Origin of the sequence: Candidatus Kaistella beijingensis (assembly GCF_020084865.1) — a bacterium.
Taxonomy (GTDB): domain Bacteria; phylum Bacteroidota; class Bacteroidia; order Flavobacteriales; family Weeksellaceae; genus Kaistella; species Kaistella beijingensis.
Genome location: NZ_CP071953.1, coordinates 689,811 through 714,845, shown reverse-complemented (window position 1 = coordinate 714,845; position 25,035 = coordinate 689,811). Strand labels below are relative to the sequence as shown.

The 25,035-nt window shown below is 35.6% G+C and carries 24 protein-coding genes; 7 read left to right on the top strand and 17 right to left on the bottom strand.

Annotated features, from left to right (window positions below):
- Window positions 1-37: 37 nt before the first annotated feature.
- From J4771_RS03350 to rbfA, 5 genes are all read right to left on the bottom strand, one after another.
- Window positions 38-772: an outer membrane lipoprotein-sorting protein gene (locus J4771_RS03350; protein WP_224136388.1), complete on the bottom strand. Its 735-nt coding sequence runs from the start codon at window positions 770-772 to the stop codon at window positions 38-40.
- A 287-nt stretch (window positions 773-1,059) separates the two neighbouring features.
- Window positions 1,060-3,117, bottom strand: coding sequence for an endonuclease (locus tag J4771_RS03345; RefSeq protein WP_224136386.1), 2,058 nt, complete (start codon window positions 3,115-3,117; stop codon window positions 1,060-1,062).
- 236 nt (window positions 3,118-3,353) lie between these two features.
- Complete coding sequence (locus J4771_RS03340) at window positions 3,354-4,475, bottom strand: endonuclease (RefSeq protein WP_224136384.1); 1,122 nt, start codon at window positions 4,473-4,475, stop codon at window positions 3,354-3,356.
- Between the two features lie 75 nt (window positions 4,476-4,550).
- Window positions 4,551-5,765: an ABC transporter permease gene (locus tag J4771_RS03335; RefSeq protein ID WP_224136382.1), complete on the bottom strand. Its 1,215-nt coding sequence runs from the start codon at window positions 5,763-5,765 to the stop codon at window positions 4,551-4,553.
- 19 nt (window positions 5,766-5,784) lie between these two features.
- Window positions 5,785-6,147, bottom strand: coding sequence for a 30S ribosome-binding factor RbfA (gene rbfA / locus J4771_RS03330; protein WP_224136379.1), 363 nt, complete (start codon window positions 6,145-6,147; stop codon window positions 5,785-5,787).
- 100 nt (window positions 6,148-6,247) lie between these two features.
- On the opposite strand from rbfA, the gene mce reads away from it, so the two are divergent.
- The 4 genes from mce to J4771_RS03310 all read left to right on the top strand — a co-directional run bounded on the left by mce (window position 6,248) and on the right by J4771_RS03310 (window position 10,865).
- On the top strand, window positions 6,248-6,646 hold the full coding sequence (mce, locus tag J4771_RS03325) for a methylmalonyl-CoA epimerase (RefSeq protein ID WP_224136377.1): 399 nt from the start codon (window positions 6,248-6,250) through the stop codon (window positions 6,644-6,646).
- Between the two features lie 237 nt (window positions 6,647-6,883).
- The gene (locus tag J4771_RS03320) at window positions 6,884-8,095 is read left to right on the top strand and encodes a site-specific integrase (RefSeq protein WP_224136375.1); all 1,212 of its coding nucleotides are present in this window, start codon (window positions 6,884-6,886) and stop codon (window positions 8,093-8,095) included.
- A gap of 128 nt (window positions 8,096-8,223) precedes the next feature.
- A complete protein-coding gene (locus J4771_RS03315; protein ID WP_224136373.1) occupies window positions 8,224-9,864 on the top strand; it encodes an FAD-dependent oxidoreductase in 1,641 nt (546 codons plus the stop codon).
- Between the two features lie 26 nt (window positions 9,865-9,890).
- The gene (locus J4771_RS03310; RefSeq protein ID WP_224136371.1) at window positions 9,891-10,865 is read left to right on the top strand and encodes a c-type heme family protein; all 975 of its coding nucleotides are present in this window, start codon (window positions 9,891-9,893) and stop codon (window positions 10,863-10,865) included.
- Between the two features lie 209 nt (window positions 10,866-11,074).
- Here the strand turns inward: J4771_RS03310 and J4771_RS03305 are convergent, their stop codons facing one another.
- The 12 genes from J4771_RS03305 to J4771_RS03250 all read right to left on the bottom strand — a co-directional run bounded on the left by J4771_RS03305 (window position 11,075) and on the right by J4771_RS03250 (window position 23,179).
- A complete protein-coding gene (locus tag J4771_RS03305; protein WP_224136369.1) occupies window positions 11,075-11,689 on the bottom strand; it encodes a hypothetical protein in 615 nt (204 codons plus the stop codon).
- A 114-nt stretch (window positions 11,690-11,803) separates the two neighbouring features.
- Window positions 11,804-13,090, bottom strand: coding sequence for a DUF389 domain-containing protein (locus J4771_RS03300; protein ID WP_224136367.1), 1,287 nt, complete (start codon window positions 13,088-13,090; stop codon window positions 11,804-11,806).
- 122 nt (window positions 13,091-13,212) lie between these two features.
- Window positions 13,213-14,520: a KamA family radical SAM protein gene (locus J4771_RS03295; protein ID WP_224136365.1), complete on the bottom strand. Its 1,308-nt coding sequence runs from the start codon at window positions 14,518-14,520 to the stop codon at window positions 13,213-13,215.
- A gap of 11 nt (window positions 14,521-14,531) precedes the next feature.
- Complete coding sequence (locus J4771_RS03290; RefSeq protein WP_224136363.1) at window positions 14,532-15,401, bottom strand: mechanosensitive ion channel family protein; 870 nt, start codon at window positions 15,399-15,401, stop codon at window positions 14,532-14,534.
- Window positions 15,402-15,404: 3 nt separating this feature from the next.
- Window positions 15,405-16,235: a mechanosensitive ion channel family protein gene (locus J4771_RS03285; protein ID WP_224136361.1), complete on the bottom strand. Its 831-nt coding sequence runs from the start codon at window positions 16,233-16,235 to the stop codon at window positions 15,405-15,407.
- Between the two features lie 4 nt (window positions 16,236-16,239).
- Window positions 16,240-17,982 carry an APC family permease gene (locus J4771_RS03280; RefSeq protein ID WP_224136359.1) on the bottom strand — a complete coding sequence of 581 codons (1,743 nt, stop codon included), beginning with the start codon at window positions 17,980-17,982 and terminating at the stop codon, window positions 16,240-16,242.
- A complete protein-coding gene (locus J4771_RS03275; protein ID WP_224136357.1) occupies window positions 17,963-18,133 on the bottom strand; it encodes a hypothetical protein in 171 nt (56 codons plus the stop codon). The genes J4771_RS03280 and J4771_RS03275 overlap by 20 nt, the downstream gene beginning before the upstream one ends.
- A gap of 18 nt (window positions 18,134-18,151) precedes the next feature.
- Window positions 18,152-19,045 (bottom strand): AraC family transcriptional regulator, encoded by an 894-nt coding sequence (locus J4771_RS03270; protein WP_224136355.1) that lies wholly within the window; start codon window positions 19,043-19,045, stop codon window positions 18,152-18,154.
- Window positions 19,046-19,158: 113 nt separating this feature from the next.
- The gene (locus J4771_RS03265) at window positions 19,159-20,274 is read right to left on the bottom strand and encodes an alanine racemase (protein ID WP_224136353.1); all 1,116 of its coding nucleotides are present in this window, start codon (window positions 20,272-20,274) and stop codon (window positions 19,159-19,161) included.
- Window positions 20,275-20,442: 168 nt separating this feature from the next.
- The gene (locus tag J4771_RS03260; RefSeq protein ID WP_224136350.1) at window positions 20,443-20,886 is read right to left on the bottom strand and encodes a GNAT family N-acetyltransferase; all 444 of its coding nucleotides are present in this window, start codon (window positions 20,884-20,886) and stop codon (window positions 20,443-20,445) included.
- Window positions 20,887-20,970: 84 nt separating this feature from the next.
- On the bottom strand, window positions 20,971-21,879 hold the full coding sequence (locus J4771_RS03255; protein ID WP_224136348.1) for a universal stress protein: 909 nt from the start codon (window positions 21,877-21,879) through the stop codon (window positions 20,971-20,973).
- Window positions 21,880-22,288: 409 nt separating this feature from the next.
- Complete coding sequence (locus J4771_RS03250; RefSeq protein WP_224136346.1) at window positions 22,289-23,179, bottom strand: universal stress protein; 891 nt, start codon at window positions 23,177-23,179, stop codon at window positions 22,289-22,291.
- A gap of 247 nt (window positions 23,180-23,426) precedes the next feature.
- On the opposite strand from J4771_RS03250, the gene J4771_RS03245 reads away from it, so the two are divergent.
- From J4771_RS03245 to J4771_RS03235, 3 genes are all read left to right on the top strand, one after another.
- Window positions 23,427-23,705 (top strand): rhodanese-like domain-containing protein, encoded by a 279-nt coding sequence (locus J4771_RS03245; protein ID WP_224136344.1) that lies wholly within the window; start codon window positions 23,427-23,429, stop codon window positions 23,703-23,705.
- Between the two features lie 222 nt (window positions 23,706-23,927).
- Window positions 23,928-24,533: a TlpA family protein disulfide reductase gene (locus tag J4771_RS03240; protein WP_224136342.1), complete on the top strand. Its 606-nt coding sequence runs from the start codon at window positions 23,928-23,930 to the stop codon at window positions 24,531-24,533.
- A gap of 10 nt (window positions 24,534-24,543) precedes the next feature.
- Window positions 24,544-25,014 (top strand): methyltransferase family protein, encoded by a 471-nt coding sequence (locus J4771_RS03235; protein ID WP_224136340.1) that lies wholly within the window; start codon window positions 24,544-24,546, stop codon window positions 25,012-25,014.
- Window positions 25,015-25,035 lie beyond the last annotated feature (21 nt).

Genomic DNA, 25,035 nt, shown 5'->3' with positions numbered 1-25,035 from the left:
CAGCAAAAGCTATGGCATTAAGATTTTGATCAAAAGATTATGGTGCAGGAAATGCGAACATAACCTTGTCGATGGTTGGGTTTAAAGTAACTTTGTTCACCTTAATTTCCTGACCCATCATTTGCATTGAAAACGGGAAATAAATTCCATCTACTTCTTGATAGTCGCTCATTTTCGAAACAGATTTCTGTCCTTTCATTGGACCTGAATGAATTTCTGATTCAGTAACAATTGGTAAATAGCTGTCTGTGTCAAAATAATAGAAAGAGAAATTTTCCTGAGGTTTTCCTTCAACTTTGATTGGTTTTTTGGTTAATCTTATTTTGAAGGTTTCCGTACCGTCTTTGGTTTCTTTACCCAGGTATTCCACTTTATATCCTTTGGCTTTATAATTTAGGAATCCATCGGGAAAATCTACATTTTGCTTCATGTTTTCGGTAGTTTCCGCATCAGCTTTTTCGGGCTTCATGGTCATGAAATTGGTGGACCACATATCTTTCCCGTCAAAAGCCATTTGTGTAATTTCCTTTCCTTGGAAGTTCAGCTTCAACAGCATTTCGCCATTTTTTGCATTGAACATGGTTACAGGAATTTCCATTCCTTGCGATTTTGCCGTCATTTCCATTTTCACTGCTTCCAGTTTGCCTAGTTTTTTACCAGGATCAACAGTTTCTAGGTATTTGTTTACAATCTCATCTGCAGTTTGTCCGTAAACGTAAACAGATGAAGTTGATATCATTGCGACACTCAAGATGGTTTTGATAATTTTCATATTTCTTTTTTTTATTTAACGGGTTTAAAGTTATCAAAAAAATTGAATGGTGTGTAAAAATATTTTGGGAAAACTTTAATGGCCTGTTTAAATTTGTTTTAAAGCCTAAACTTTCTTTTCCCCGACCCCTAAAGGGAGGAAAATTTCTCTAAAAAACTCATCAAAATTACCCTTTACGGATTGGCAAATTAATTTTGATGAATTTTAAGCAGGCTTTAAGAATCATTAAAAACAAAAAGACCGCTAAAAAAGCAGTCTTTATCATGATTTATTTAATCTTACAAAAATTACTCAACAATGAATTTCGCTGTTGAAGTTCCTGCCTTCAAAATATAAACACCTTTTGGCAAGTTTTTCAAAGCGATTTTGTTTGAATTTTTGAAAGGTTGAGCAATAGTTTGAACCAATTTTCCGCTGAAATCAAAGATATGTGCAGCATCTACTTTGTTCAAATCTTTTCCTGAAACATTCAATTCGCCATTTTTCACAGGATTAGGGAAAACTGAGATTGCGTTTTTGTTTGCCGCACTTTCATTCACCGCCGCTTGTGGAACGTAGCAAGTCCAAGAAAGATCGTCTATTGCAACTCTGTTGCTTGTAGCTCCATTTTGTTGTAATCTAATTTCCACCGTTCCTGCAACATTAATTCCTGTAATAGTGGTGGTTATTGGAGCAGAACCAGTAGCTCCGTAAGGAATGGTTTTTCCGGTATCAATATCATTAACAAAAATTTTCAAGGTTCCTGCACTTCCTGAATATTTCAATTGGAGGGTAACTTTCAAATCGCCAATTCCGTTTGGAACCGAAAGCGCTGTTAAAGATCCGTTTCTAATAGTCAATGCTTTTCCATTGATTGTTTCATCAGTTCTTGAATCTTCTGAAGTCCAAGAAACTCCGTTGCTTACCCAATTGTAAGTTGAATATTGGTTTGCAACTACGACAAGACTGTCGAAGTTTTCATTTCCACAAGTTGTTCCAACAGCAAGCGTTGTTGCAGAAACCGTGTTACTTTGTGGCGAAACGTTTCCTACAGCGTCTTTAGCAACTACATAAATGGTGTAAGTTGTGGTTGGATTTAGGTTAGCAATATTAGTTGATGTGGTGTTTGTAGTTCCCATCAAAGTTCCGTTAACGTAAACATCATAAGCAGCGACACCAATATTATCAGTTGCTGCATTCCACTGTACTGCGATGTTGTTTGTTCCCACAGAAGTTACCGCCAAGTTTGTTGGTGCAGTTGGAGCAACTGTATCGGTTAAAGTCGTTCCAGTTGCCGTATTGCTTTGCGGTGACTCATTTCCTGCTGCGTCTGTCGCAACAACGTAGAAGTTGTAAGTTGTTCCTTGCATTAAGCCTGAAACTGTTGCAGAATTGGTGCTTGAACTCGCTTTGTAAACTCCATCCACGTAGATTTTGTAGGAAGAAACCGCGATATTGTCTGTTGAAGCCGTCCAGGTTAAATTAACAGATGCTGTAGAAGTAGAAGCAACTGCCAAATTTGTCGGAGCTGTAGGAGCCTGCGTATCCGTAACAACAGTTCCCCAAATTGCATTTACCCATTCTGGATGATCAATAAAAGGGTTTCTGTTTTTTTGGAAAACGTATGAAGCGTTGTTTCTTTCAATTTCTGAAGGTGAAACCGGATCTTGTGCAGACCAAGCCAAAAGTACATCTCTTTCCCAAGTCTGAAGTCCCGGAAAAGCAGAGCCACCCAACATTCCGCCGGTTGAAAAACCTGAAAGTTTTGATTCATATCTTGTCACAAAATAGAAAATCATCCTTGCAATGTCCCCTTTGAATTCGTTGATTGGTTCACAAACTGTTCCGCTGTAACCTGTGGAAACACTTGGTCCTACTTTAGTGCCGTTTTTGGAAGTAAATGCAGGGTTTGCAACTGCTCCGAAAGGATAGTTGCTCCTCATTCCGTTTACTTTACCATCGGTGGGACGAATGAAGTGAATGTCGGAAACCATGGGACGTGCAGAATTAAAGAAACTTTGCGGAACAACGTGTTCCCTATTGTAGCAATCGCCTTCAGCGCTATAATTACCACATTTTTTTATGCCGTGTCTGTATGTATAAGGATCTGTTCCACTAGGATTTTCCGAATACATATCCAGAACCGAACCGTCGTTTTCATAATAATGATCGGTGTCGGTCGTTGGATAACCGTTGTACAATCCATCGTAACCGTTGTCAATTGCACCTGCTGTAATAATTTGGCTAAGTTTTGTCTTTAATGCAGCTCCTGTTAATCCTTCAGTTCCGTTATAATAACCTGCGGGAGCTTGCGCTAAAGCAAATGAGAATAGGAAACCTAGCAAAAATGTTGTGAGTTTTTTCATTCTTTAAAATAAATTTGGACGGCAAAGGTAGCGAAAAAACCCATCCAAAAAATGAAATTTATTTTTTTAACATTTTTGAAATAAGCAAGCGCATGATGTTAAAAATCAGCAGATTAAAATAATTAATGATTTTGCGATTTTAGGGTTGGAATTTTAAATTGTCAGTAGAGATAAGGCGTTTAAATATAAAAAAGCTGTCGCAAAAGCAACAGCGTTAATTTTTTATGATCAAAATTTTATTCCACAATAAATTTGATGGATTGATTATTTGCTTTTAGGAAGTAGATCCCTTTTTCAGCATTTTTCAAAATGATTTTATTTGAATTCTTCAAGTTCTGATTTACGGTCTGAACAAGTTTACCATCTATTGCAAAGATTTGTACAGAAGAAATTTTGTCTAACCCATAACCTGAAAGATGAAATTCACCGTTTCTCACTGGATTGGGATAGATCGAAAGTGTTTTGTCAAGACTTGCAGTTTCAGAAGAAGAAAGGGTAGAAGTCCAGATCATATTCACCCATTCTGGATGATCGATAAATGGATTTCTGTTTTTTTGTCTTGCGTAAACTGCATTGTTCCGGTCGATTTCTTTTTGAGAAACAGGATCTTGAGCCGCCCATTTCAACATCAAATTAATGTACCATTGTTTGAAACCACGATCTGTAGATCCATCCAAAGGACTTGAAGCAGTTTGAAATTGCTGGAAAGAGGCTAGTTTGTCTTCGTATCTTGTGATGAAAAACAACTGCATCCTTGCCAAATCACCTTTAAATTCATTAATCGGCTCGAAAATCGTCCCGCTGTAACCAGGAAAGCTTGAAGATCCCACTTTAGTACCATTTGTCGAAGTCCAGCTTGGCGAAGTGGTTTCTCCGTAAGGATAACTTCCGCGCTGATTGTTCACGTAGTAATCGGTTGGGATTACAAAGTGAGCATCATTCGCCATGGGAGTTGCAGTTTGTCCACCGAAATAAGTTTTAGGTAGAGAGTGTTCACGGTTATAACACGAGTTTTCCTGATTTAGGCCGTTTCCGCATTGGTTTCCACCTGCTGAAACTTGTCCGAGTTTGTATTCATAAGCGTCTGGACCGGCCGGTTTTTCGGAATACATGTCGAGCAAGGTTCCGTTGTTTTCATAATAATAGTCGCGATCAGAAGTGAAATAAGTCGTCCATAAACCTCCGGTTCCGCTTCCGTAGCCCAAATCCAATGCTCCGTTTGAAATAATGGTGTTGAGTTTTGTTTTAAGCGCGTATCCCGTTAAAGTTTCGGTTCCGTTATAATATCCTGCCGGAATTTGGGCAAAACTGAATGCCACCACAAATGCTGAAAGTATGAAAGTGTAAATTTTTTTCATTTTTAAAGAATATTTTAAAGCACAAAGTTAGCAATAAAATAACCTTAAAAATCAATGGCTTTAATTAAAAAATTCTTAAATGTTTTTGAAATAAGACTTATTGATTTTACTGAAGATCCATGATATAGACAGCCCGAAAACAGCAGCCGTTGCGGCAACAATGAAGTAGTTAATTAGCCGAATTCTTACAGGAAAAGCAAGATCCGTATTGGCTCCGGCTTTAAAAAAACCGGTCTGTATCTGAAGATAACTTACAACAGTTCCCAAGAAAAGCCCGCAAACAATTCCGAAGAGCACAATTAAAATACCGGTATAGAAATAAATATTGCGAAGAGATTTTAAATTCATTCCTAGTGAAATCAATGATCTGGCTTGTTCTTTTTTATCGAGCTGTAGAATAATGATTGCTCCTGCCAAATTGAACGTAGTGATAAAAATAACCAACGCAAAAATCATGTAAATAAACAGTTTTTCGGTATTAATCATTTTCCAGAAAGCGGCGTTTTCTTCAGATTTGGTCTTCAGTTCATATTTACTGCCCAGAAGGTTCTGCAAATCAGCTTTAACCAGATCAGCATTATCCGGATTTTTTAGCTTGATGACAATTTGGTAAGCCGAATTTTTTGGTAGATTCAAAAGTTGCTGCGCTAACTCGAGTGGTGAAATTATGGTATTGTCGAGCTGTTCGTTGCCGGGGAAAACTCCAGAGGCAAAAACCTCTTTACTGTTAAAAATGTCTTCCTCCTTGCTAATAAGCCCGGTTCCCGGTTTGGGCATCATCAATGTGGCGGAAGTTTGCGTTTCTGTTCCGACGGGAATTGAGAGGCGATTGTCTAGTTTATTTTCAATTAAAATCTCGTTTGAGTACTTAAAGCTTGGGTAAGCACCGTAAAAAATACTTTTATCGATAGGGTTTACGAAAATATAAGCCGAATCAACACTGCGCAAATTCGCGATGTCGCCGTTCTCCATGTATTTTACATAAACTTTCTCCTCAATAACTTTAGAAAAATGGTCGATTTGCGGATTGGAACCTAAAATCTTTACTGCTTTATCGATGTCGGGAAGAGTTTTCCCCTGCTTACTTTTTATGGTTAAATCAGAGTGTAGATTGGCGATTAAATCTTGATTCAAATCCTCCAATCCCGAAAACACTGAAATAATGATAAACATCGCCGTCACAGCAACCATCATCGCCAAAGCAGCGAGCCACGTGATAAACGTAACCGCCGTGCTACCTTTTTTTGCCAAAAGATAGCGGGTCGCAATGTAAAAAGCAGTGTTTTTCAAGAAATACAAATTTGTGGAATTATAGAACTGGGTTGTCGCCTTCGCCTTTCAATTCCTTTTCTATTCTCTCAACATCGTCCAAGGAAGTATCAAGATAGAAATTCAATTCTGGAATTATGCGGACTTGTTTCCCCATTTTCTGGCCAATGAAATTGCGGTAATGAGATTTGTTGGCCTCAATTTCCTTCATGATTTGTTGGCGGAATTCCTGTGGAAAAATGCTTAAATAAATTTTGGCAATGCTTAAATCCGCAGTAACTTTCACATCCGAAACGGTTACCAAAAAGCTCTGTTTACTTTCAGCGGCTTGTTTGCGAAAAAGTTCCGCGAAATCTTCCTGTATAATTTGTGCGACTTTTCTTTGTCTGTTGCTTTCGTTCATGCCGCAAATTTAGTACTTTTGTTTGAAAGAAGCAGGAAGTCTGAAGCAGGAAGTCTGAAGATTTTGACTGCTTTAAAAAATCATTAACCAATCATCATTTATGAAAATAGAACATTTGGGAATTGCGGTGAAATCTTTGAAAAATTCTGACAGTTTATTTGAAAGACTTTTAGGAAAACCAAACTACAAGCAAGAATCGGTGGAAAGGGAAGGAGTGACCACGTCATTCTACCAAGTTGGCCACAGTAAAATTGAACTGTTGGAAGCGACAAATCCCGAAAGTCCCATCGCAAAATTCATCGACAAAAAAGGTGAGGGAATACATCACATCGCTTTTGGTGTAGAAAACATTTATGCCGAGATCGAAAGATTGAAAAGTAAAGGGTTCGTTTTTATTTCAGAACAACCAAAAGACGGAGCCGATAATAAATTGGTGGTTTTTCTTCACCCAAAATCAACGAACGGCGTTTTGGTGGAGCTATGTCAGGAAAAAGCCTAGAAATAAAAAATCCGCAACACTGTTACGGATTAGTGGCCCAGCTTGGGCTCGAACCAAGGACTTGCTGATTATGAGTCATTTAATTTATTTTTTATTATACTTTATATTATTTTATAATATTTTATTTTTAACTGATTATCAATACTTTACAAAATAAAATTTCTTATCCTAATTTACTTTTCTTTATATTTGTAGAGCAAATGTTCGTCAAATGTTCGTCAAAAAAAAGTATAAATAATGACCACTTTTCAGTTTACCTTAAAAAATAACGCTAAATCAAATGGTGAAAAAAGTATCATCATGTCGTTTATCAAAGACAGAAAAAACACAAGTTTGTCACTTCGACATTCATGTACTGACCAACAATGGAGCGCAGAAACGGAACGTGTGAAAAAAAGCCACCCTGATTACGAAAAACTTAATAAGTTTATTGACAAATATAAAGGAATTGCTTCAAAGATCATAGAAGATCTTGAAGATGATAATATCCCCTATACGCTGCAAGATGTAATTTATGAGATTAAGAATTATAAGGGAGACTTGAAAACAATGTCCTACACCAAGTTTCAAGAAATCGTTATTGAAAACCTAAAAAAATCTGATAAAATTGGGTCTGCGCAAGTTGACCAAGATGCATTAAACTCTCTTCAAAAATTTTTTGACAAAAAAGACATCGGTTTTAACGAGATTAAATATCTAACCCTCAAAAAATATGAGGCACATTGTATTGAAAAAGGAAATACACCTGCAACTATAGGAATCCGAATGAGGGCGATTAGAAGCGTTTTTAATCAGGCAATCAAGGCTAAAGTAATTAAGGAAAAACAATACCCTTTCAAGGATTATAAAATTTCTCAAATCAAGAGTAACAGCAAAAAAGAATTCTTGAGCGTAAGCGAAATCGACCTATTAAAAAAATATAAACCAAAGGATCAGTACGAAGAATTTGCTAAAGACATGTTTCTGTTCAGTTATTACTCAAGGGGAATTAATTTCATCGATATGATGCAACTTGAAAAGAATGCACTAATCGATAAGAATATTTCTTACTACAGGGAAAAAACAGGGGTTGCCGTTAAATTCAAATTAAATGACATCACAGAAAAAATTCTAACGAAATATAAATCAGAACCCGATTCCAAATTTCTACTAAGCATCGTAAAAAACAATAACCCTACAAAAACTTATTTGAAGAATAAGTCTCAAAAATATTTGACGATTTATGTCAATAAATATTTGAAGGATATAATGAGCAGTCTTAAAATCAATAAAAACATCACATTTTATTGCGCTAGACATTCCTTTGCGACAGCACTTAAGTTTGAAAATGTTTCAATTGAAATTATTCGAGAAGCATTAGGTCACAAGGATATTAATTCAACTATGTCTTATCTTAATTCACTTCCCGATGCGAAATTGGATAAAATTATTGAGGATATTATAAAATAATCAAAAATAAAATTTGCCTTGCATTTATTTTTATATTGAATTTTTTCAATTTAGCATTCAATTTCTATGTAACTCACGTTACGCACAACCTCCTAAACCCATTGTAACTTTGCATAAAATTCTAAATAATGAAAATCATCATCATTGGTGGTGTTGCAGGTGGTGCAACTGCTGCCACAAGATTGCGAAGACTAAGCGAAGAAAACGAAATTATCATTTTTGAAAAAGGAGAATACGTGAGTTTTGCCAATTGCGGACTTCCCTATCACATCGGCGGAGTTATTGCCGAACGCGATAAACTTCTGTTGCAAACACCTGAAAGTTTGAAAGAACGATACAACCTTGATACAAGAGTTTTCAGTGAAATTCTATCAATCAATAGAGAAGAAAAAACGGTTACTGTAAAAAATCTAAAAACAAATGAAATTTATACAGAGACTTACGATAAACTTTTGCTTTCTCCGGGTGCAGAACCGATAAAACCTCCATTTGAAGGTATCAACTCCGATAAAATTTTTACTTTGCGCAACATTGCCGATATGGACAAAATTATCAAGCAAACCTCAGAAAAAAGAAATTTCGTGGTTGTTGGCGGCGGATTTATCGGTCTTGAAATCGCTGAAAACCTTATTGATAAAGGTAAAAAAGTGCGTTTGGTAGAACTTGGAAATCAGGTAATGGCACCTGTAGATTTTGAAATCGCAAGTTTCGTTCACAATAAAGCCAAAGAAAAAGGTTTGGAACTGCTTTTGGAAACCGGCGTGAAAAAGTTTGAAGACCACGATGAACATATTCGTGTATTTTTTGACGAAAACACCTTCATACAAACCGAAGCCGTTATTTTAGCCATCGGTGTTAAACCTGAAACTGCTCTCGCAAAAAATGCAGGTTTGGAAATTGGCGAAACCGGCGGAATTCTAATCAACGAGTTTATGCAAACTTCTGATGAAGATATTTATGCTGTTGGCGACGCTGTGGAAGTGGCAAATTATATCAACGGTAAAAAAGTCCTCATACCTTTGGCTTGGCCTGCAAACAGACAGGGACGGTTGGTTGCGGACAACATCACTTTTGGAAATCAGCAAAAATATATCGGAAGTTTGGGTTCTTCCATTCTGAAATTTTTTGAACTTTCCGTGGCTTCCACAGGTTTAAACGAGAAAATTCTGAAACAAAATAACATTGATTATCAAACCATTATCATCACCAAAGGTCATCACGCAGGTTATTATCCGGGTGCAAAAGATATTGTCCTTAAAGTTATTTTTGATAAAAACGGAAAAATTTTCGGCGCGCAAGCCGTTGGTGAAGATGGCGTAGATAAACGGATTGACATCATTGCAACCGCAATAAAAGGCAATCTGAATGTTCAGGATTTGCAGGAAATTGAAATTACTTATGCTCCGCCCTATAATTCTGCGAAAGATTTGGTCAATATTGCAGGTTATGCCTCAGAAAATATTTTAAGAGGGGATTTAAAAGTTATTAATTACGATAATTTCAATGAATATGTGAAGGAAAACGATGCAGTAATTTTGGACGTTAGAACACCACATGAATTTGAAAACGGACATATTGAAAACGCCGTCAACCTTAATGTTGATCATCTTCGTGAAGAACTGCCGAATTTAGATAAAAATAGAAAATACGCCGTTTACTGTCAGGTTGGACTTCGCGGATATTTAGCCAACAGAATTTTGCGAAACAATGGATTTGATGTCGTGAATTTGAATGGAGGTTATAATATTTGGAACAAAGTTTTTAATTAAAATTAGAAAAACTGAAAAATCAACTTATGAAAAATTTATATTTAGGAATATTATTTTCCGCAACGGCAATCGTTTCCTGCAACCAACAGAATGGAAAAAAAGGGGAAGTAATTCCCGAAGATAATATTGTAAAACTCTCTGAAAGCGAAACTTTAGAAGGTTTTGGTTTGATGAAAACCAACTGTTACGCCTGTCACAACCCTGTAACTCCCGAAAGTGAACGCGTTGCTCCGCCGATGATTGCGATAAAAGCACGGTATTTGGCACAGCAAAAAACAAAAGGAGAATTTATTGCAGAAATTTGGAATTACGTTCAAAAGCCCGATTCCTCAAAATCAAAATTGCCGGGCGCAGTTCAGCGTTATGGTTTGATGCCGTACCAATCTTTCCATCAAAAAGATATTGAAAAAATTGCTGCATTTATCTACGATTACAAAATTCCTGAACCCGAATGGTTTAAAGAGCATTACAAAAAACAAATGAATGCAGAGTTTAATCAAAATGGAAAACCAATTCCTGCAAGTGCTAAAACCAAGGAAGAAATTGCGATGGATTACGCTTTGGAAACCAAACAGTTACTCGGAAAAAATCTTCAGAAAAAGCTAAAAGAAGAAGGCGCAGAAAAAGCATTGGAATTTTGTAATGTTGAAGCCATTCCTTTAACGAAGAGCGTTTCGGATAAATATAAAGTCGCTATCAAAAGGGTTTCGGACCAACCAAGAAACCCTAGAAATTTGGCAAATGCTGAAGAACTGAAAATCATTAATAAATATAAAGCAGATTTGGTAGCCGGAAAAAGCGTTAAAGGAATGATGTTAAACGACCACCAATTTTATATGCCGATTACAACCAACACGATGTGTCTGCAATGTCACGGAACCGTTGGAAAAGAAATAAAGCCAAATGTTGCCGCAGAAATTAAGAAACTTTATCCCAAAGATAAAGCAACAGGATATCAGGAAAATCAACTTCGCGGAATTTTCAGCGTAACAATGAAGTAACGGAAAAGGGCTTTGCCGAAGTGCGCGCTACTGAAAACTGAAAGTCGAGAGGAGAACCAATCTCTAGCAAAAACTTTTTCCATTTTTTAAAATTACGAAAAAAACTAAAAAATGGAAAAGTTTTTTTGCGGGTATTTTCCATCCCGAAGCTTCGGGATGAGATTTCCTTCAACACCGCATCTTGCAAAACATGTTATGTGCAGTGTTTCTTAGAATTTATAAAATTTTAAATTTTCCTTTTCGTCAAAAGCAATTTCTGCATGTCCACTCGGTGCATCATAGGATGCTTTATCCAAAACTGTTGGATTACTCGGATATGAACCATTTATATTTAATAGTTCCTTCCATTCGCCTTCTGATTTAACTGTCAAAATTTTCCAATCATTTTTAAAAGTAGGTTCTATAAAAATGGGAGGATTAGTTACGGTAAATTTTGTTATCAATTCCTGATTTGGGGAAAGTAGCAAAATAGTGCACCCGCCTGTTCCGCAAAAATAAGGTGAATTTAAATACACAAAAACTTCTTTCTGTCCATCGTTATTTAAATCCGATTGATGCATACTAAATTTTTTATCAATTTCCGACATTACCTTTTTATCTGCAGGCTTTAAAAATTTATTATTAATATAATCTGCAATTAAAGGGGCTAAATTGTCGTCCGCATCGGATTTAGAATTGTTATTTTCAATTAACCTAGTGTTTTCATCTTTTATCTCGTTAGATGCATTTGCGGTGGTAATCTTTTCCTCATTCTTTGTATTTTTGCAAGAATTGAGGGTTAAGCCACTTATTAAAAGTAAGATTGAAATTTCTTTAAAATTCATTTTTTTTATATTTTGTTAGTTATTTATTCGTTGTTTTTTGATAACATTACACATAACAATTTGATTGACGCTAAATTTCAAAAAAATAATTGATGAGAAATAGCAACAACCACTTTATTTCCTGTTAAAAATCTCAATCGTATCCACCTTCAGTTTTGCTTTCAGCCAATTTCTTAAAATGTCCTGTCGTTGCTTGTTTAGCGGTGTTTCGGTTTCATATAGTGCGACAGGAATAATTTTTAGGGAGTCGCCTTGCGAAAAAGTTTGGGATTTTGCTACGGAAAGGGTTTTCAGTTCGGGGATAATTGCCGATGCTTCTTTGTAGATGTTTTCGGTTTCAAAGGTGTATTTTTCCAATTTTTTGTTCAGTTCCGAAATCACGAGGTTGTTGCTGTTCTGAATTTCGTTACTCGCAATTTTCTGTTGTGAGGCATCCGCAAGAAAAGCACTGTCTTGTCTTATGACTAATATAGTGTTTGGAAGCCCAAATTCATTCAGTTTTTTGTTTTCTTCTGCTATTTGTTTTGATGTGAATTTCCGTGTGAGAAATGCAAGTTCAATCTTTCGGGGTTGCGTTGTAGAATACGTGGTTTTTTGATAGACAATGGTGTTTCCTTTGCTCTCAAATTCTTTGTTGACGTACGATTTTACCTTTTCCTGAAAACGCTGTTGCTGTATAAAACGGTAGGCGAAAAAAATACTTGGCGCAATCATCAGAATGGTAATAACGGTAATCCAATTCCGTACTCTTACTTCCTGTTTTTTATCTACAAATCCGACAGAAGGATATTTTAGAAACTTTACAATTGCGTAAGTTGCAATACAAATGAACACACAATTGATGGTATAAAGAAACATCGCTCCTCCGAAAAAAGCGAATTTCCCTGTTGCCAAACCATAACCTGCGGTACAAAGCGGTGGCATTAATGCCGTAGCAATAGCGACGCCTGGAATTGGATTTCCTTTTTCAACTCTTGTAATGGCGATAACACCAACCAAACCACCAAAAAAAGCAATTAAAACATCATAAATATTGGGTGAGGTTCTTGCTAAAATTTCAGATTGTGCTTCCTTGAATGGACTTAAAAGAAAATAAACGAACGATACAACAAGTCCGATAAGCGTTGAAATTAAGAGGTTTTTCAATGATTTTCGCATCAAATCAAAATCATACATTCCCAAGGCGAAACCTGCGCCAACAATTGGTCCCATTAATGGTGAAATTAACATCGCACCAATAACAACTGCCGTAGAATTTACATTTAAACCAACCGATGCAATCAAAATTGCACAAGCCAAAATCCAAACATTGGAACCTGCAAAAGCGATACTGCTTTTCACATTGGCAAGCACTTTTTCTTTCTGCTCTTCGCCGTTGTGAAGGTTGAAAAGATTATACATATTCTGAAAAAATTAAGGTCAACAAATGTAATGATAATAAAAATCTGACAAAAAAAGGGCGCATAAAACTTCAAAATAATCCACTTTACACGCCCCAAAAATTAAAATTATGAAAGTTAAAATTAGGTTTCTTCAAAAAAGAACTGTTCTTCACCAAAAGCAGGTTGCAACTCGTCTAACCAACACGCTTCTTCATCATATTTCGCAAAAAAAGGTTTTCCAACCCAATCTGAATCGCGTCCCTGTAAAAATCGCAATGAAATAATTTTTTCATCTGCCAATTCTGTAACGCCCAAAACCTGTACTTTTCCTGCATCTGCGCTCATACTCGGACCGCGAACCGTTCTGCAAATACCACTCACGTTCTGATAAGCGTTTCTGAAAATCTCCCACGCTTCCACCAATGGAATTTTGAAAAAATGCTGCGCACCCGTATCTCTCGCCAAAAACATATAGTAAGGAATACAGTTTTGGTTCACCTGTTCCCGCCACATTTCAGCCCAAGTTTCTGCGCTGTCGTTAATATGTTTCATCAATGGTGATTGTGTGCGAATTTGTGCGCCTGTTTCTCTAATTTTCTTTATGGCTTCTTTCACCGCATCGGTTTTCATTTCTGCAGGATGATTGAAATGCGCCATAATCGTAAGATTAATGCCTTTTTTCACAATTTGGCGAAAAGTATGAAGCGTGAAATTGGCATCGTCATCGGTTAGGAATTTATAAGGCCAATAAGCAAGTGCTTTTGTACCAATTCTGATGGTTTGTAGATTGGGAATATCGGCTTCTAAAATGGCATCAATATATGTTGAAAAAATTTTGTTTTTCATAATCATTGGGTCGCCACCTGTGAAAAGCAAATCGGTAACTTCGTTATGTTCCTGCAAATATTTTATGAGTAATTCGGTTTCTTTCATTGCGAATTTCCACTCGTCCATTCCTACAAATTGCGGCCATCTGAAACAAAAAGTGCAGTACGCGTGACAAGTTTGTCCCTGACTTGGAAAAAACAACACCGTTTCGTCGTATTTATGCTGCATTCCTGTTAATTTTTGTCCTTCAATCATTGGTACATTATGCTCCAATTGTCCTGCAGGATGCGGATTGAGTTCTGCACGAATTTTATTGGCTTCTTCCTTGATTTCCATTTTAGAAGCGCCACTTTCCAAAACTTTTTTCATTCTTTCGTAATGTTCGGGAATAAGCATTTCTTTTCTTGGAAAAGTGAGGGTAAAAATGGGGTCATTCGGAATATTATTCCAATCAATCAGTTCTTCCACCACATAATTATTGGCTTTGAAAGGAAGAACATTTCCTACGACTTCGATATCTTTTTTCAACTGTTCGGGAATGTGTTCCAATTGCGGAATTTTCCTGAAATTGTGCAAAGCGTAAGATCTGTATTTTATTTCGGTATCTGTAAAATTTTCCATAATATTTTTATTTAGAATTTATTTTTTTGTTTCTCCTCTTCATTATACCATTTCAATTCCTGAATATTTGCAGGCATAGAAATTCCGTTCGCAAGCAGATTTACTTTTACTTGGTCTATCATTTCGCTCCGTATCATCAGTGCATCACGGCGATAATCTTCGGCAGTTACCCAAAAATAAACTTTAATGTTTACTGAATTTACACCGAGTTCATCGGTCATCACAAATGGTTCTCGGTCTGTTTCTCTCAATGTTAAGGGATGCTTCACCAAAGTGTTCATAATGATTTTCTTGGCTTCATCAATATTGTTTTCGTAGGCAATTCCCACCATAAATTCCATTCGGAAATAACCATCTTCAGTATAGTTGAACACTGGTTTTTTGATGACATCGCTGTTCGGAATATAGACATCTTTACCATCAAATGTTTTCAGTTTGGTATAGCGAAATTCCATTGATTTTACTTTGCCAAAAATATCGCCGATGCTTACTGTATCATTCACATTGAAAGGACGGTTGAAGGAAAGAATAATTCCAGAAATAAAATTTTCACCAATATCTTTGAACGCAAAACCCAAAATCACTGCGGAAGCACCTGCTGCCGTAAGAAGTCCTGTTGCAACTCCGCTTAAACCTGCAATTTTCAATGCGAACATTGCGATAATGGTCAACAAAACGAGTTTTATTGTTTTGACTAAAAAATTCGTCATCAATGGGTCGGAAGAATGTCCTTTGATAAATCTTGTGGTAAAATCTACCAATTTGTTCGCAATAAAAATACCGACCGCAAGAATAAAAATTGCCGTCAATATATTTGGAACCTGCTCTAAAAAGCCGTTCCAAGATTCCTGAAAAGAATTGATAAGGGTATCTGTATTCATCTATTAATCATTATTTTGAATGTGCAAAACCCTTTGTGGAAAAGGAATTTCTATATTATTTTCTCGGAACGCCTCAAAATATTTTACCCGCAAATCACTTTTCAGATTTTCAACCCTAAATACATCCGTTGTCCAAAAATAAACATTGAAAATTAGGGCAGAATCTGCATAATCATTAAACCTAACAAACGGTTTCGGATGTTGAGAAATGCGCTCTTCTTTTTCGGTAATTTCTTTTAAGATCGTCATTACTTTATTCACATCGGAATTGTAAGAAACACCAATTTGTATGTCAAATCGGGAATTTCTGTCGCTGTGTGTCCAATTAATCAGGTTATTTTTCGTAAGAAATGTGTTAGGAAGAATGATGTATTTGTCGTCTCGCGTAAGCACCGTTGTTGTGCGTAAATTGATTTCCCGAACCTGACAAACCAAATCGTTCACTTCAATCACATCCCCAACTTTGATGGAAGAATCTAAAAGCAAAACAAATCCCGAAACAAAATCGCTGAAAATATTTTGCAAACCCAAACCAATACCCACCAAAAGTGCGGCAGAAGCGCCCATCAAAACTGTTACATTGATGCCGATAATGTTCATTCCCAAGATAAATCCTATCACATAAATGGCATATTTTACCAAACTGAAAATGGTGAATTTCTTGGATTCATCAAGTTTTTGCGAACGGTAAATGAGTTTGCGAATGCCTTTTGTGAGGAACGTAAGTGCAATAATAAAAACTACGAGAAAGATGATATCGTACAAATCAATATTGGCTTTTCCAATGCTGAAAAGTTTGTAATCTAAAATTTCTTTTATACTTTTTTCCATCATTATTTTACATTATTAATCTTACGCCGCCCAAATCTGCAACCCTGTAACTGAAACGGTCGCTTGGTGAAGCAATGAACATAAAGTTTTTCGGGATTTTCCATTCAGCGGAAAGTTGACTTATTAAATCGGGCGTAAATTCGCCCACAATTTCTATAAATTCTATATCAATTTCGGGATAAGCGCGGTCCAAAACTTCCAAATCAATTTTTAGTTTTTCGTTGTCGTCGCCTTCCTTCATCACATTTACGATTTTTATTTTCCGAGTGGTTTCATTATTCTGCACATACTGCATTACTTTATTCAGAATGGCAACATTGTCTCTTTTTGTAAAAAATACAAATTCCTGCGAGTGGATTTTTCTGTAAATTCTGTTGAGATATCGGTTGCTTACAATAAACATTTTTCGCATTGGTTTGAAAATGGATTCTACTACAGCAATAAGCCCTGAAATCAATGCAGAACGGTGAAGCATAATGTTTACCGCAATAAACGACGGCAATAAATACATTAAAAATGTGTAAAAGGAATCTTTGTTCAAATAAATATTTCCTAAAAATGCCACCGCAATAAATCCAACTGCTATCAAAACACTGATGACAGGTGCTTTTTCGGGGCGAGGAAGTTTTCTTCTTTTTAATTTCAGCAAAATATTTCCGACTCCAAACAATGCCATTACCGAAAGGAAAGAGAACGTATAAACGCCTGCAAGTGCCGTCATATGACCGTTTGTTGCCAACAAAATGGAAACGCACAAAAGCAAAAATGCAATCGCAATGCGGTAATGCGAACCTTTTTTATTTTGTTTCAGAAAATAATTGGGTAAAACACGGTCTAAAGTCATACGGTTTACCAATCCTGAAACGCCCACAAAAGACGTAAGAACCGCACCGCAAAGCACCAAAACCGCATCCACGGAAACCAACCAAGACAGCCAATTTCCGCCCGTTATTTTTGCCAAATATGCCAAAAGCGATTCCTGATGTTCGCCAACAGAAGCCAAAGGCAAAACAAAAATGATGATGAGCGCCAAAACAGGATTGAAAAAACTTACCACCGCCCACATATTTCGCAAAGTTTTGGGAAAAACGCCGTGCTCCTGCTCTTCTACAAAATTCGCGGAACTTTCAAAACCCGAAATTCCAAGCATTGCCGCCGAAAAACCGAGCATCAGTGCAAAACCAATATCTCCATATTTTACAGGTGCAGACCAATTGAGATGAAACGTTTGAAAACCATTATTGCTGATGAACCAAATTCCTGCAATCACCAAAAGCGAAAGTGCTGCCAAATGTGTGAGGAAAATTACCACCGCAACAATTGCAGATTCGCCAATTCCGTTAATCGTTAAAAAAGCAAAAATTGCTAAAACAACTATAGTAGCAATCATTACATTTATACTTGGCAAAAGAGTGTGCAAATAATGCATTGCTTCGGAAGCGGAAAGAACTGCGGTTGCCATATACGACAAAACCGTGAGTGTTGCTGCAAACGAGGCAATTTTTTTGGTGGAAGTATTCAGCAGAACGTTGTATGCACCACCATTCAGAGGAAGTGCGCCTACAACTTCGCCATAAATTTTACGGAAAAGAAATAACACAAGTGCCACTACCAAAAGTGAAATCCAAGCGAATTGACCTGCATACATTATCGTTAAAGCCGAAACATAAAGACAAGACGAGGAAATGTCGTTTCCTGAAATCGCGGTGGACTGTAATTCGTTGAGTTTTTTATGAACGGACTTTACCATTTCTCATATTTTTAAGTTTACTTTTTTCCGTGAAAATCTGTGAGTTGGTAAGCAAACCCAAAACTCCAATCTTTCTGTCGATTGCCGTAGCAACGCCTGTATGAAAGGTGGTTGTGGATTTTGTTTTTAAGATTTTGTCTTTATTTTTCATATTCGTTTATTTTTAAAATTAATCTTCATTTTCTGCTTCTTGCAGGAATTTTTTTCTGTAATTATTGGGAGAATCGTTCGCTACTTTTTTAAAATATTTCCCAAAATGCGATTTGTCGCTAAAACCGAGTTCAAAAGAAATCTCCGTTACGGAAAAATCGGTATTCAGCAAAAGTCTTTCTGCTTCAAGAATGACACGGTTCTGAATGAAAGTTTCCGCAGAAATATCTAACTTGTCTTTCACCACCGCATTAAGATAATTGGGTGAAATATTGAGTTTTGAGGCATAATCGGATGTTCTTTTAAGTTCCTTGAAATGCGCATCCACCAATTTTTTGAAATCTTCCAAATACGTTACTTTTCTATTGGTTTTGAAATCGATATAATTGGCATTCCCAGAACTTCGGATGTATTTCAGCATAATGACCTTCAGCAAAAGGCAAATAATTTCTTTGCTTAAGACATTGTTGTTATCAAATTCGTGATTGATTTTCTTCACACACTGCAAAAAATCCTTTCGCTCGCTTTCTTCAAAATCTACAAAAGATGCCAATGAAGAAAATGCCGTATCGTTTTTAATCTTCATATTTCCCGTGTAAATCAGGTTGTAAAACGAACGTGTGAAGAGCAAAACCTGCCCCGAAAAATTTTTCAGTTCCGAGAAATGAAAGACCTGATTGTAATTGATGAAAAATGTGCGTCCTTTTTTTATCTCAAAAATTTCATTATCCATCATCATTTTTCCCTCACCTTTATCAATAATAAGCAATGTGTAGAACTTACTTTTGAAAGCGTGTCCGTCCGAAAAAACGGAAAGCAAATCCGAAATTTTGAAAATCGTAAACTGCCCATCAAATGAAAATGGCCTTTTCAGCGAACTAATGGTGATGGAAGTAATAGAGGTTTTCAACATTAATGGTATATTTTATTTCTATACACAAAAATAAAACATACCACAGAACTAAAGTGTTATTAATCACACTTTCTGTGGTATGAATTAGCAAAATTTAAAAATATGAAAAAGGGTTAGTTCTTAAATTCCAAAATTTTCAATTCGGAAGCCGGTATTTTATTGCTGATTTTTTTGTCCACATAATCGGAATTCATTGCACGCAAAACCGCCATATAATTAATTGTAAACTTTAGCGAATCGCCTGCTTTCAAGCCGTTTTTGTTTACGCCCAAATCCAAAATCAACATATCCGAACTTGCGCCAATAATTTCTACATCGGGAAAAATCGGCTTAATATTATCAATGTCGATATCCAATAAACCAATGTCCATAATCGCACGAAACGAGGTTTTATGACTTTCGGCATTGCTAAATTGTGGTGTTTCACCGGTAAGATTGGTTCCCGCTTTTCCAAACGGAACTTTTGGTTTTTCCTGCAATTCTATAATCTCGGAAGTAAGCGTGAAAACATCGTGATACATTCCTGAAATCACCGTATCATTGTAAACATCGGTTCCAAAAAATAGCGTTTCGCCCACACGAAAATGGTTAATTTCTTCGGGAACTCTATCCTTAAAAATCAAAGGAATGGTAACGGAAGAACCGCCTGAAATGTAAGGGATTTTTTCACCAAACTTTTTCTCGATAACATTTCGGCAATGGTTCAGTTTCTGAAGTTTCTTTTTGTCGGGCAAAATTCCGTTCAAACAATTGAGATTGGTTCCAATTCCTACGATTTTCAGATTTCGCAACTTTGAAATTTTAGCGTAAAACTGCACCATTTTATTCACCAAAATTCCTTCCCGAAGTTCGCCCATTTCTACCATCAAAACTACTTTATGAATTTTTTTCTGTTTCACGGCTTCTTCAGAAAGGGCTTTCAATGTTCCTAATTCTGTATTGAAACTGACGTCTGCAAATTCTACAATTTCTTTTGCAAGGCGGTTTGCAGGCGGTTTTATATAAATTGTCTGTGTTTTTGGTGAGATTTTTTTTATTGCCTGAAGATTGCTCAATCGAGAATCGCAAATTTCTTTATTTGAAATTTGAAGCAAAGATTTCAGGAAAATTTCGTTTCCGCACAATATTTTCGACACAATCGCCCATTCAATATCGTTTATTTCAAATAAATTATTGAGGTAATCGTAATTGTGAATGAGTTTTGTAGTATTTAAATTAATATAAGCCATTTTATTTTTTATGATCACTCAAAATTTTACCTAATTTTAATTTAATGAATTGAAAATCAATTTCTTTCCCCGACCCTAAAGGGAGGAAATTGATTTTCTTCGCTCCCTTTAGGGTCGGGGAAAACGAAGAAAATTAATTTCCGATTAGGCAAGACATTGAGCAACGAATTATTTTTTCAGTCGCATCTCAAGATATTTGCTTGTGAAGCCAAGTTTTTCGTATAATTTTCTTGCAGGATTTTCGGGTTCGCAATGCAGTGCAATATCGCCATTGGTAACTTCTATCGCTTTCTGCATCAATGCTTTACCAATTCCTTTACCGCGAAGATTTTTATCGGTGGCGATGTACACCAAAATATTTTCGGGAATATAGCCTTTCATTCCTGTTTTGTTGAGAATTACCGCTCCCGAAATCTCCTGATTTTCAGGATTGGTACTGTAAAGAACGGTTCCGCCTGCTTTTTGGTTTTCGCCCATCGCATAATCCAAAGATTTTTTGATGTCGTTTTTTGGGTCGCCGTATTCTTCCAAATGGTGGAACAGAAAATTGATAATTTGTTCCTTTTGAAATTCGTTGGCGACGTTATTTTCGTTGTGTATCTGTATATTCATTTTGTTCTAAATTTTTGGGCTTTTTTAAATTTGCTTTGTGCCGAAATTTTCTTTTCCCAAACCCTAAAGAGAGGAAAATTTCTCTTAAATAGGAATTGGCATCGTTAAATCGTAACTGCCGTAACGTTCCTCCTGAAAGCGTTCTGCGACAATTTTTGGTTTCAAGAAAAACAAAGGAATATCGGTGTAATTAATTATTTTTTTGAAGAAATTTTCTGCAAAAAAAGATTTCCATCGTTGTTCATCTTCGTAATTCAAAAACAATAAATCGGCATCGGTTTTTTCCGAAAAATCGGATATTTTTTTAGCGTTATCGAAAGCATAAACAATTTTTGAACGATGTTTTAATGCAATGAAATTTAATTTGTTACGCACTTTTAAAAATTCTTCTTTGATGGTTTTGATATTATCTTCATTACAAACGCCCAAAACATTGATATTGCTGTCGTTTTTTTCGGTGATTAGCAGACAAAACTTTAGTTTTTCATCAATATTTTCGGAAACTCGAACAGGAAAAAGGATGTTTTTGAAATCATATTTTTCTGAATTTTCGGGAACAAGCATCACGGAACAATTCGCGTTGGAAAGCACCAAATAAGAGTGCGAACCAAGCACAAACTCTTTCCATCCTTGTCTTCCCGAAGTTCCCATCACTACCAAATCGCCGATCTCTTCAGCAATTAAATCATTCACGGAATCGACGATGTTTTCAATTTTTATCTGAACCGAAATTTTCAGTTTGCTATATTCAGAACTTAGTGTCGCTTTTATTGTTTTTAGTTTTCTTTTGGCAACATCAATATTTTGCTGCACCGTTTCGGAACCAATCACCTGTTTTCCACCTCTGTCGATAAGATAATAAGTTTCAACGATGTGAAACAGGACAATTTTGGCATTATGACGCAAAGCAATATGCACCGCTGTTTTCAGCGCATTGTCTGATTTTTTCGTAAAATCGGTAGGAACAATGATGGTTTTGATATTCGTTTTCATTTGAAAAATTTTATGATATTCGTAAAAAATACGTTGCAAAAGTATCGGAATGAAATCAGAAAACGTGTTAGAAAAAAGGCTATAAGTGGTATGAATTACCTTAAAATATAAAAACAAAACACACCACAAAAACAAAGTGGTATGAAACACTTATTTCGTGGTGCGTATTAAGAAAAAATCATTTGTTACTATTAAAAACTCAATTTCTACACAGAAATTATCATAGTTTATTATTAGCAATTCAAAAAAAAGTATTTAATAGTTCATCTGCCAAAAACAAAATTTACTGAAATCACCGTTAATATGAATGGACAAAAGCAGATTAAAATAATTTTTACAAATGTAGAAAACCCTTTAATTAAGATGTATAATGAATTGTGTTTTTTGTGTGATTAATTAGTTGCAATTATTAAAAATGTGCAAGTTTGGATAAATATCTTTCTGTTCCCAAGTGTTTTTTTATGGTATGACTGTTGACAAAGAGAAGTGGAATTTGCTCTTTCAACAAGAGATTTTCAACAAAAGAATTGTTTGCAGCATCCTTCGAATTATTGTTCTTAATGGTATTGATTACAGCCAAATCAGACTTCATTACATTGATATGCTGCAAGATATTTACCGATGGGTTTATCGTTTTTTCGTAGGAATAAGTTGGATGCAGAAATTGATCTTTTTGAGCCTCAATTTGCAAATGTAACAAATTGGTATTCAATGATGTGTGAAAATTTTCTTTTTCCTGATTTTCAAGTCCCAGAAAATGAATTTTTGCCTTTTTATCAAGAAAAAACAGTTTTGCATAATCGTATTTGTACAGTGCGCCCAAAACCTGACGAACAGGATAAAGAAGATTGTAAAATTCCGATTTTTGAAAACCGTACGGAACCGTGAGAACGGGACAAGGAACGCTAGAAATTATTTTTTTATCGGCGAGAAAATCTTTTGATAGCATATGAGTTTTTGAAGTTATGCCCATAATTACTAAGTCCACCTGATATTTCTGTTGCATATCCGTTACAATTTTCAGTTTGTTGCCTGTTTCAATTTCTGTACTAACATGAATCTGAAATTCCGAAACGAATTGCTTTTTCAAAAGATTGAGTTTTATAAAGTTTTCTTCCAAACTAATTTCCTGCTTAAAAAGAAAGACGGAAAAAAAAGATTTCCTAAAAATAGAATTTGGCAAATCTATTACATTCAATAAAATAATTTCGGCAGAATGTTTTTCAGCAAGATTTCCTGCAATTTTTATGATACCATTGTTATTTTTAGAAAAATCTATAATTAGTAGTATTTTTTTCATATTGTGTAATGTGATTTTCATTAGCAAAATTAAAAGGTAACGTGTGAAAACTCGTAGTACCAATCCAATTATTTTTGGTACAAATTATACATATTAATCTTCGTTTTGATGAAATTTCATAGTTTTCTATTACAAAAACTGTAATAATTTCATTTTTAAATGTATGTCACATTTGAAAAAAACTATGTAACTCGTGTTACATTTGCCAATGATTGTCATTTGTAATTTTGCAAAAAATTTAAATAAAATGGAAAAAACCATAAAAGAATGGGTAAACGAAGGCGCAATGATTGTTGACGTAAGAACACCCTCAGAATTTTCGGAAGGAAGTATAGAAAATGCGGTTAATATTCCGCTGAACGAAATTGAGAGCAGAATTTCAGAATTTGAAAATAAACCCGCAGTTATCGTATTTTGCAGGAGCGGAAGCAGAAGTGCGATGGCGAGAACCATCCTTTCAAAACATCAAATTCCAAACTTGTATAATGGAATCAATGAGGAATTTATGCGGATGCAATTACTATAAATTAATGATTACTCAAGATTTTAACTATCATTTATTTAACACTTTTATTTAATACTTTGAAAATCAATTTTATTGCAGTGAAACTTTGAACAACCAACTTATTAATAATCCGTGGTCATCTGTGAAAATCTGTGCGCCGAAAGTCTCACACTGATTTGCACAGATTAGCACAGATTTAAATTGCAGGCGAAACATTAACCAATAAAATATTATAAAATCAGAATGGAGAATTTAAAAATTTGGGTACAAAAGAACGGATTCACGGTAATTCTGGTGGGATTTTTCGCATTAATGCTTTTCAGTCCCGACGCAAAAGCGTGGTTCCTGAGACAAATTGCGTCCACAGGAATTTTAAACTCAAAAATTGAAGCACCAAAAGATAACGCATCCGAAAATATAGAAAATCAACCGATTGCTAATTTCAGCGTTACCGATGTTGCATCGGGAGACCAAATCAGTACCGCCGATTTGAAAGGAAAAGTGGTTTTTATCAATTTTTGGGCTTCTTGGTGTCCTCCTTGTAGAGCCGAGTTTCCGAGCATTCAGAAGTTTTATGAAAAGTACAAATCCAATCAACAAGTTGTATTTTTGACGGTAAATTTGGACGATAATCCGGAATTGGGAAAGAAATATCTTGCAAAAGAAAATTTCAGTATTCCGTTTTTAATTCCATCAAGCGAAATTCCGAAAGAGGTTTTCAGTGGCTCGCTTCCAACGACGGTTGTTTTGGATAAAAAAGGTGTAATTCGTCTTCATCATCAAGGCGTTGCCGATTACAGCACCGCTAATTTTTATGAACAAATTGACGGTTTGATTTCCGAAAAATAAAAAAAGTAAATTGATAAAAACCTCAAAAGATTATCTCTTCGTAAGCATTCAGTTTCTTCTGTTTGCACTCTATCTTTTTGATTTTTTGCCCAAATTTGACATTCTTGTTATCTATACTTATTTAGGATTGTTTTTTGCGACTTTAGGAATGGTAATTTCTGTAATTTCCCTTTCCAATTTAGACGAAAATCTAACTGTTTTTCCTACACCGAAAGAAAATTCAGAACTGATAACCAATGGGTTATATCAATTCAGCAGACATCCGATTTATACAGGAATTCTACTTTTCGTTTTTGGGTTTGCCATCTTTTGGGAATCGTATTACAAACTTCTGATTTCGGTTTTGCTCCTTATTTTGTTTTATTTAAAGACACTTTACGAGGAAAAACAACTGAAGAAAAAATATCCAAACTACATTCATTACCAAAAAGTTACAGGAAGGTTTTTTCCGAAAATCGATTCAATTTTCAGAGACTTCTAATTTGAAACTTCCTTTCTAAAG

What these genes read in the sequence shown, in the direction of transcription:
- J4771_RS03350 (WP_224136388.1), bottom strand. Translation starts at nt 772, where the DNA reads ATGAAAATTATCAAAACCATCTTGAGTGTCGCAATGATATCAACTTCA.
- J4771_RS03345 (WP_224136386.1), bottom strand. Translation starts at nt 3,117, where the DNA reads ATGAAAAAACTCACAACATTTTTGCTAGGTTTCCTATTCTCATTTGCT.
- J4771_RS03340 (WP_224136384.1), bottom strand. Translation starts at nt 4,475, where the DNA reads ATGAAAAAAATTTACACTTTCATACTTTCAGCATTTGTGGTGGCATTC.
- rbfA (WP_224136379.1), bottom strand. Translation starts at nt 6,147, where the DNA reads ATGAACGAAAGCAACAGACAAAGAAAAGTCGCACAAATTATACAGGAA.
- mce (WP_224136377.1), top strand. Translation starts at nt 6,248, where the DNA reads ATGAAAATAGAACATTTGGGAATTGCGGTGAAATCTTTGAAAAATTCT.
- J4771_RS03320 (WP_224136375.1), top strand. Translation starts at nt 6,884, where the DNA reads ATGACCACTTTTCAGTTTACCTTAAAAAATAACGCTAAATCAAATGGT.
- J4771_RS03315 (WP_224136373.1), top strand. Translation starts at nt 8,224, where the DNA reads ATGAAAATCATCATCATTGGTGGTGTTGCAGGTGGTGCAACTGCTGCC.
- J4771_RS03310 (WP_224136371.1), top strand. Translation starts at nt 9,891, where the DNA reads ATGAAAAATTTATATTTAGGAATATTATTTTCCGCAACGGCAATCGTT.
- J4771_RS03305 (WP_224136369.1), bottom strand. Translation starts at nt 11,689, where the DNA reads ATGAATTTTAAAGAAATTTCAATCTTACTTTTAATAAGTGGCTTAACC.
- J4771_RS03300 (WP_224136367.1), bottom strand. Translation starts at nt 13,090, where the DNA reads ATGTATAATCTTTTCAACCTTCACAACGGCGAAGAGCAGAAAGAAAAA.
- J4771_RS03295 (WP_224136365.1), bottom strand. Translation starts at nt 14,520, where the DNA reads ATGGAAAATTTTACAGATACCGAAATAAAATACAGATCTTACGCTTTG.
- J4771_RS03290 (WP_224136363.1), bottom strand. Translation starts at nt 15,401, where the DNA reads ATGAATACAGATACCCTTATCAATTCTTTTCAGGAATCTTGGAACGGC.
- J4771_RS03285 (WP_224136361.1), bottom strand. Translation starts at nt 16,235, where the DNA reads ATGATGGAAAAAAGTATAAAAGAAATTTTAGATTACAAACTTTTCAGC.
- J4771_RS03280 (WP_224136359.1), bottom strand. Translation starts at nt 17,982, where the DNA reads ATGGTAAAGTCCGTTCATAAAAAACTCAACGAATTACAGTCCACCGCG.
- J4771_RS03275 (WP_224136357.1), bottom strand. Translation starts at nt 18,133, where the DNA reads ATGAAAAATAAAGACAAAATCTTAAAAACAAAATCCACAACCACCTTT.
- J4771_RS03270 (WP_224136355.1), bottom strand. Translation starts at nt 19,045, where the DNA reads ATGTTGAAAACCTCTATTACTTCCATCACCATTAGTTCGCTGAAAAGG.
- J4771_RS03265 (WP_224136353.1), bottom strand. Translation starts at nt 20,274, where the DNA reads ATGGCTTATATTAATTTAAATACTACAAAACTCATTCACAATTACGAT.
- J4771_RS03260 (WP_224136350.1), bottom strand. Translation starts at nt 20,886, where the DNA reads ATGAATATACAGATACACAACGAAAATAACGTCGCCAACGAATTTCAA.
- J4771_RS03255 (WP_224136348.1), bottom strand. Translation starts at nt 21,879, where the DNA reads ATGAAAACGAATATCAAAACCATCATTGTTCCTACCGATTTTACGAAA.
- J4771_RS03250 (WP_224136346.1), bottom strand. Translation starts at nt 23,179, where the DNA reads ATGAAAAAAATACTACTAATTATAGATTTTTCTAAAAATAACAATGGT.
- J4771_RS03245 (WP_224136344.1), top strand. Translation starts at nt 23,427, where the DNA reads ATGGAAAAAACCATAAAAGAATGGGTAAACGAAGGCGCAATGATTGTT.
- J4771_RS03240 (WP_224136342.1), top strand. Translation starts at nt 23,928, where the DNA reads ATGGAGAATTTAAAAATTTGGGTACAAAAGAACGGATTCACGGTAATT.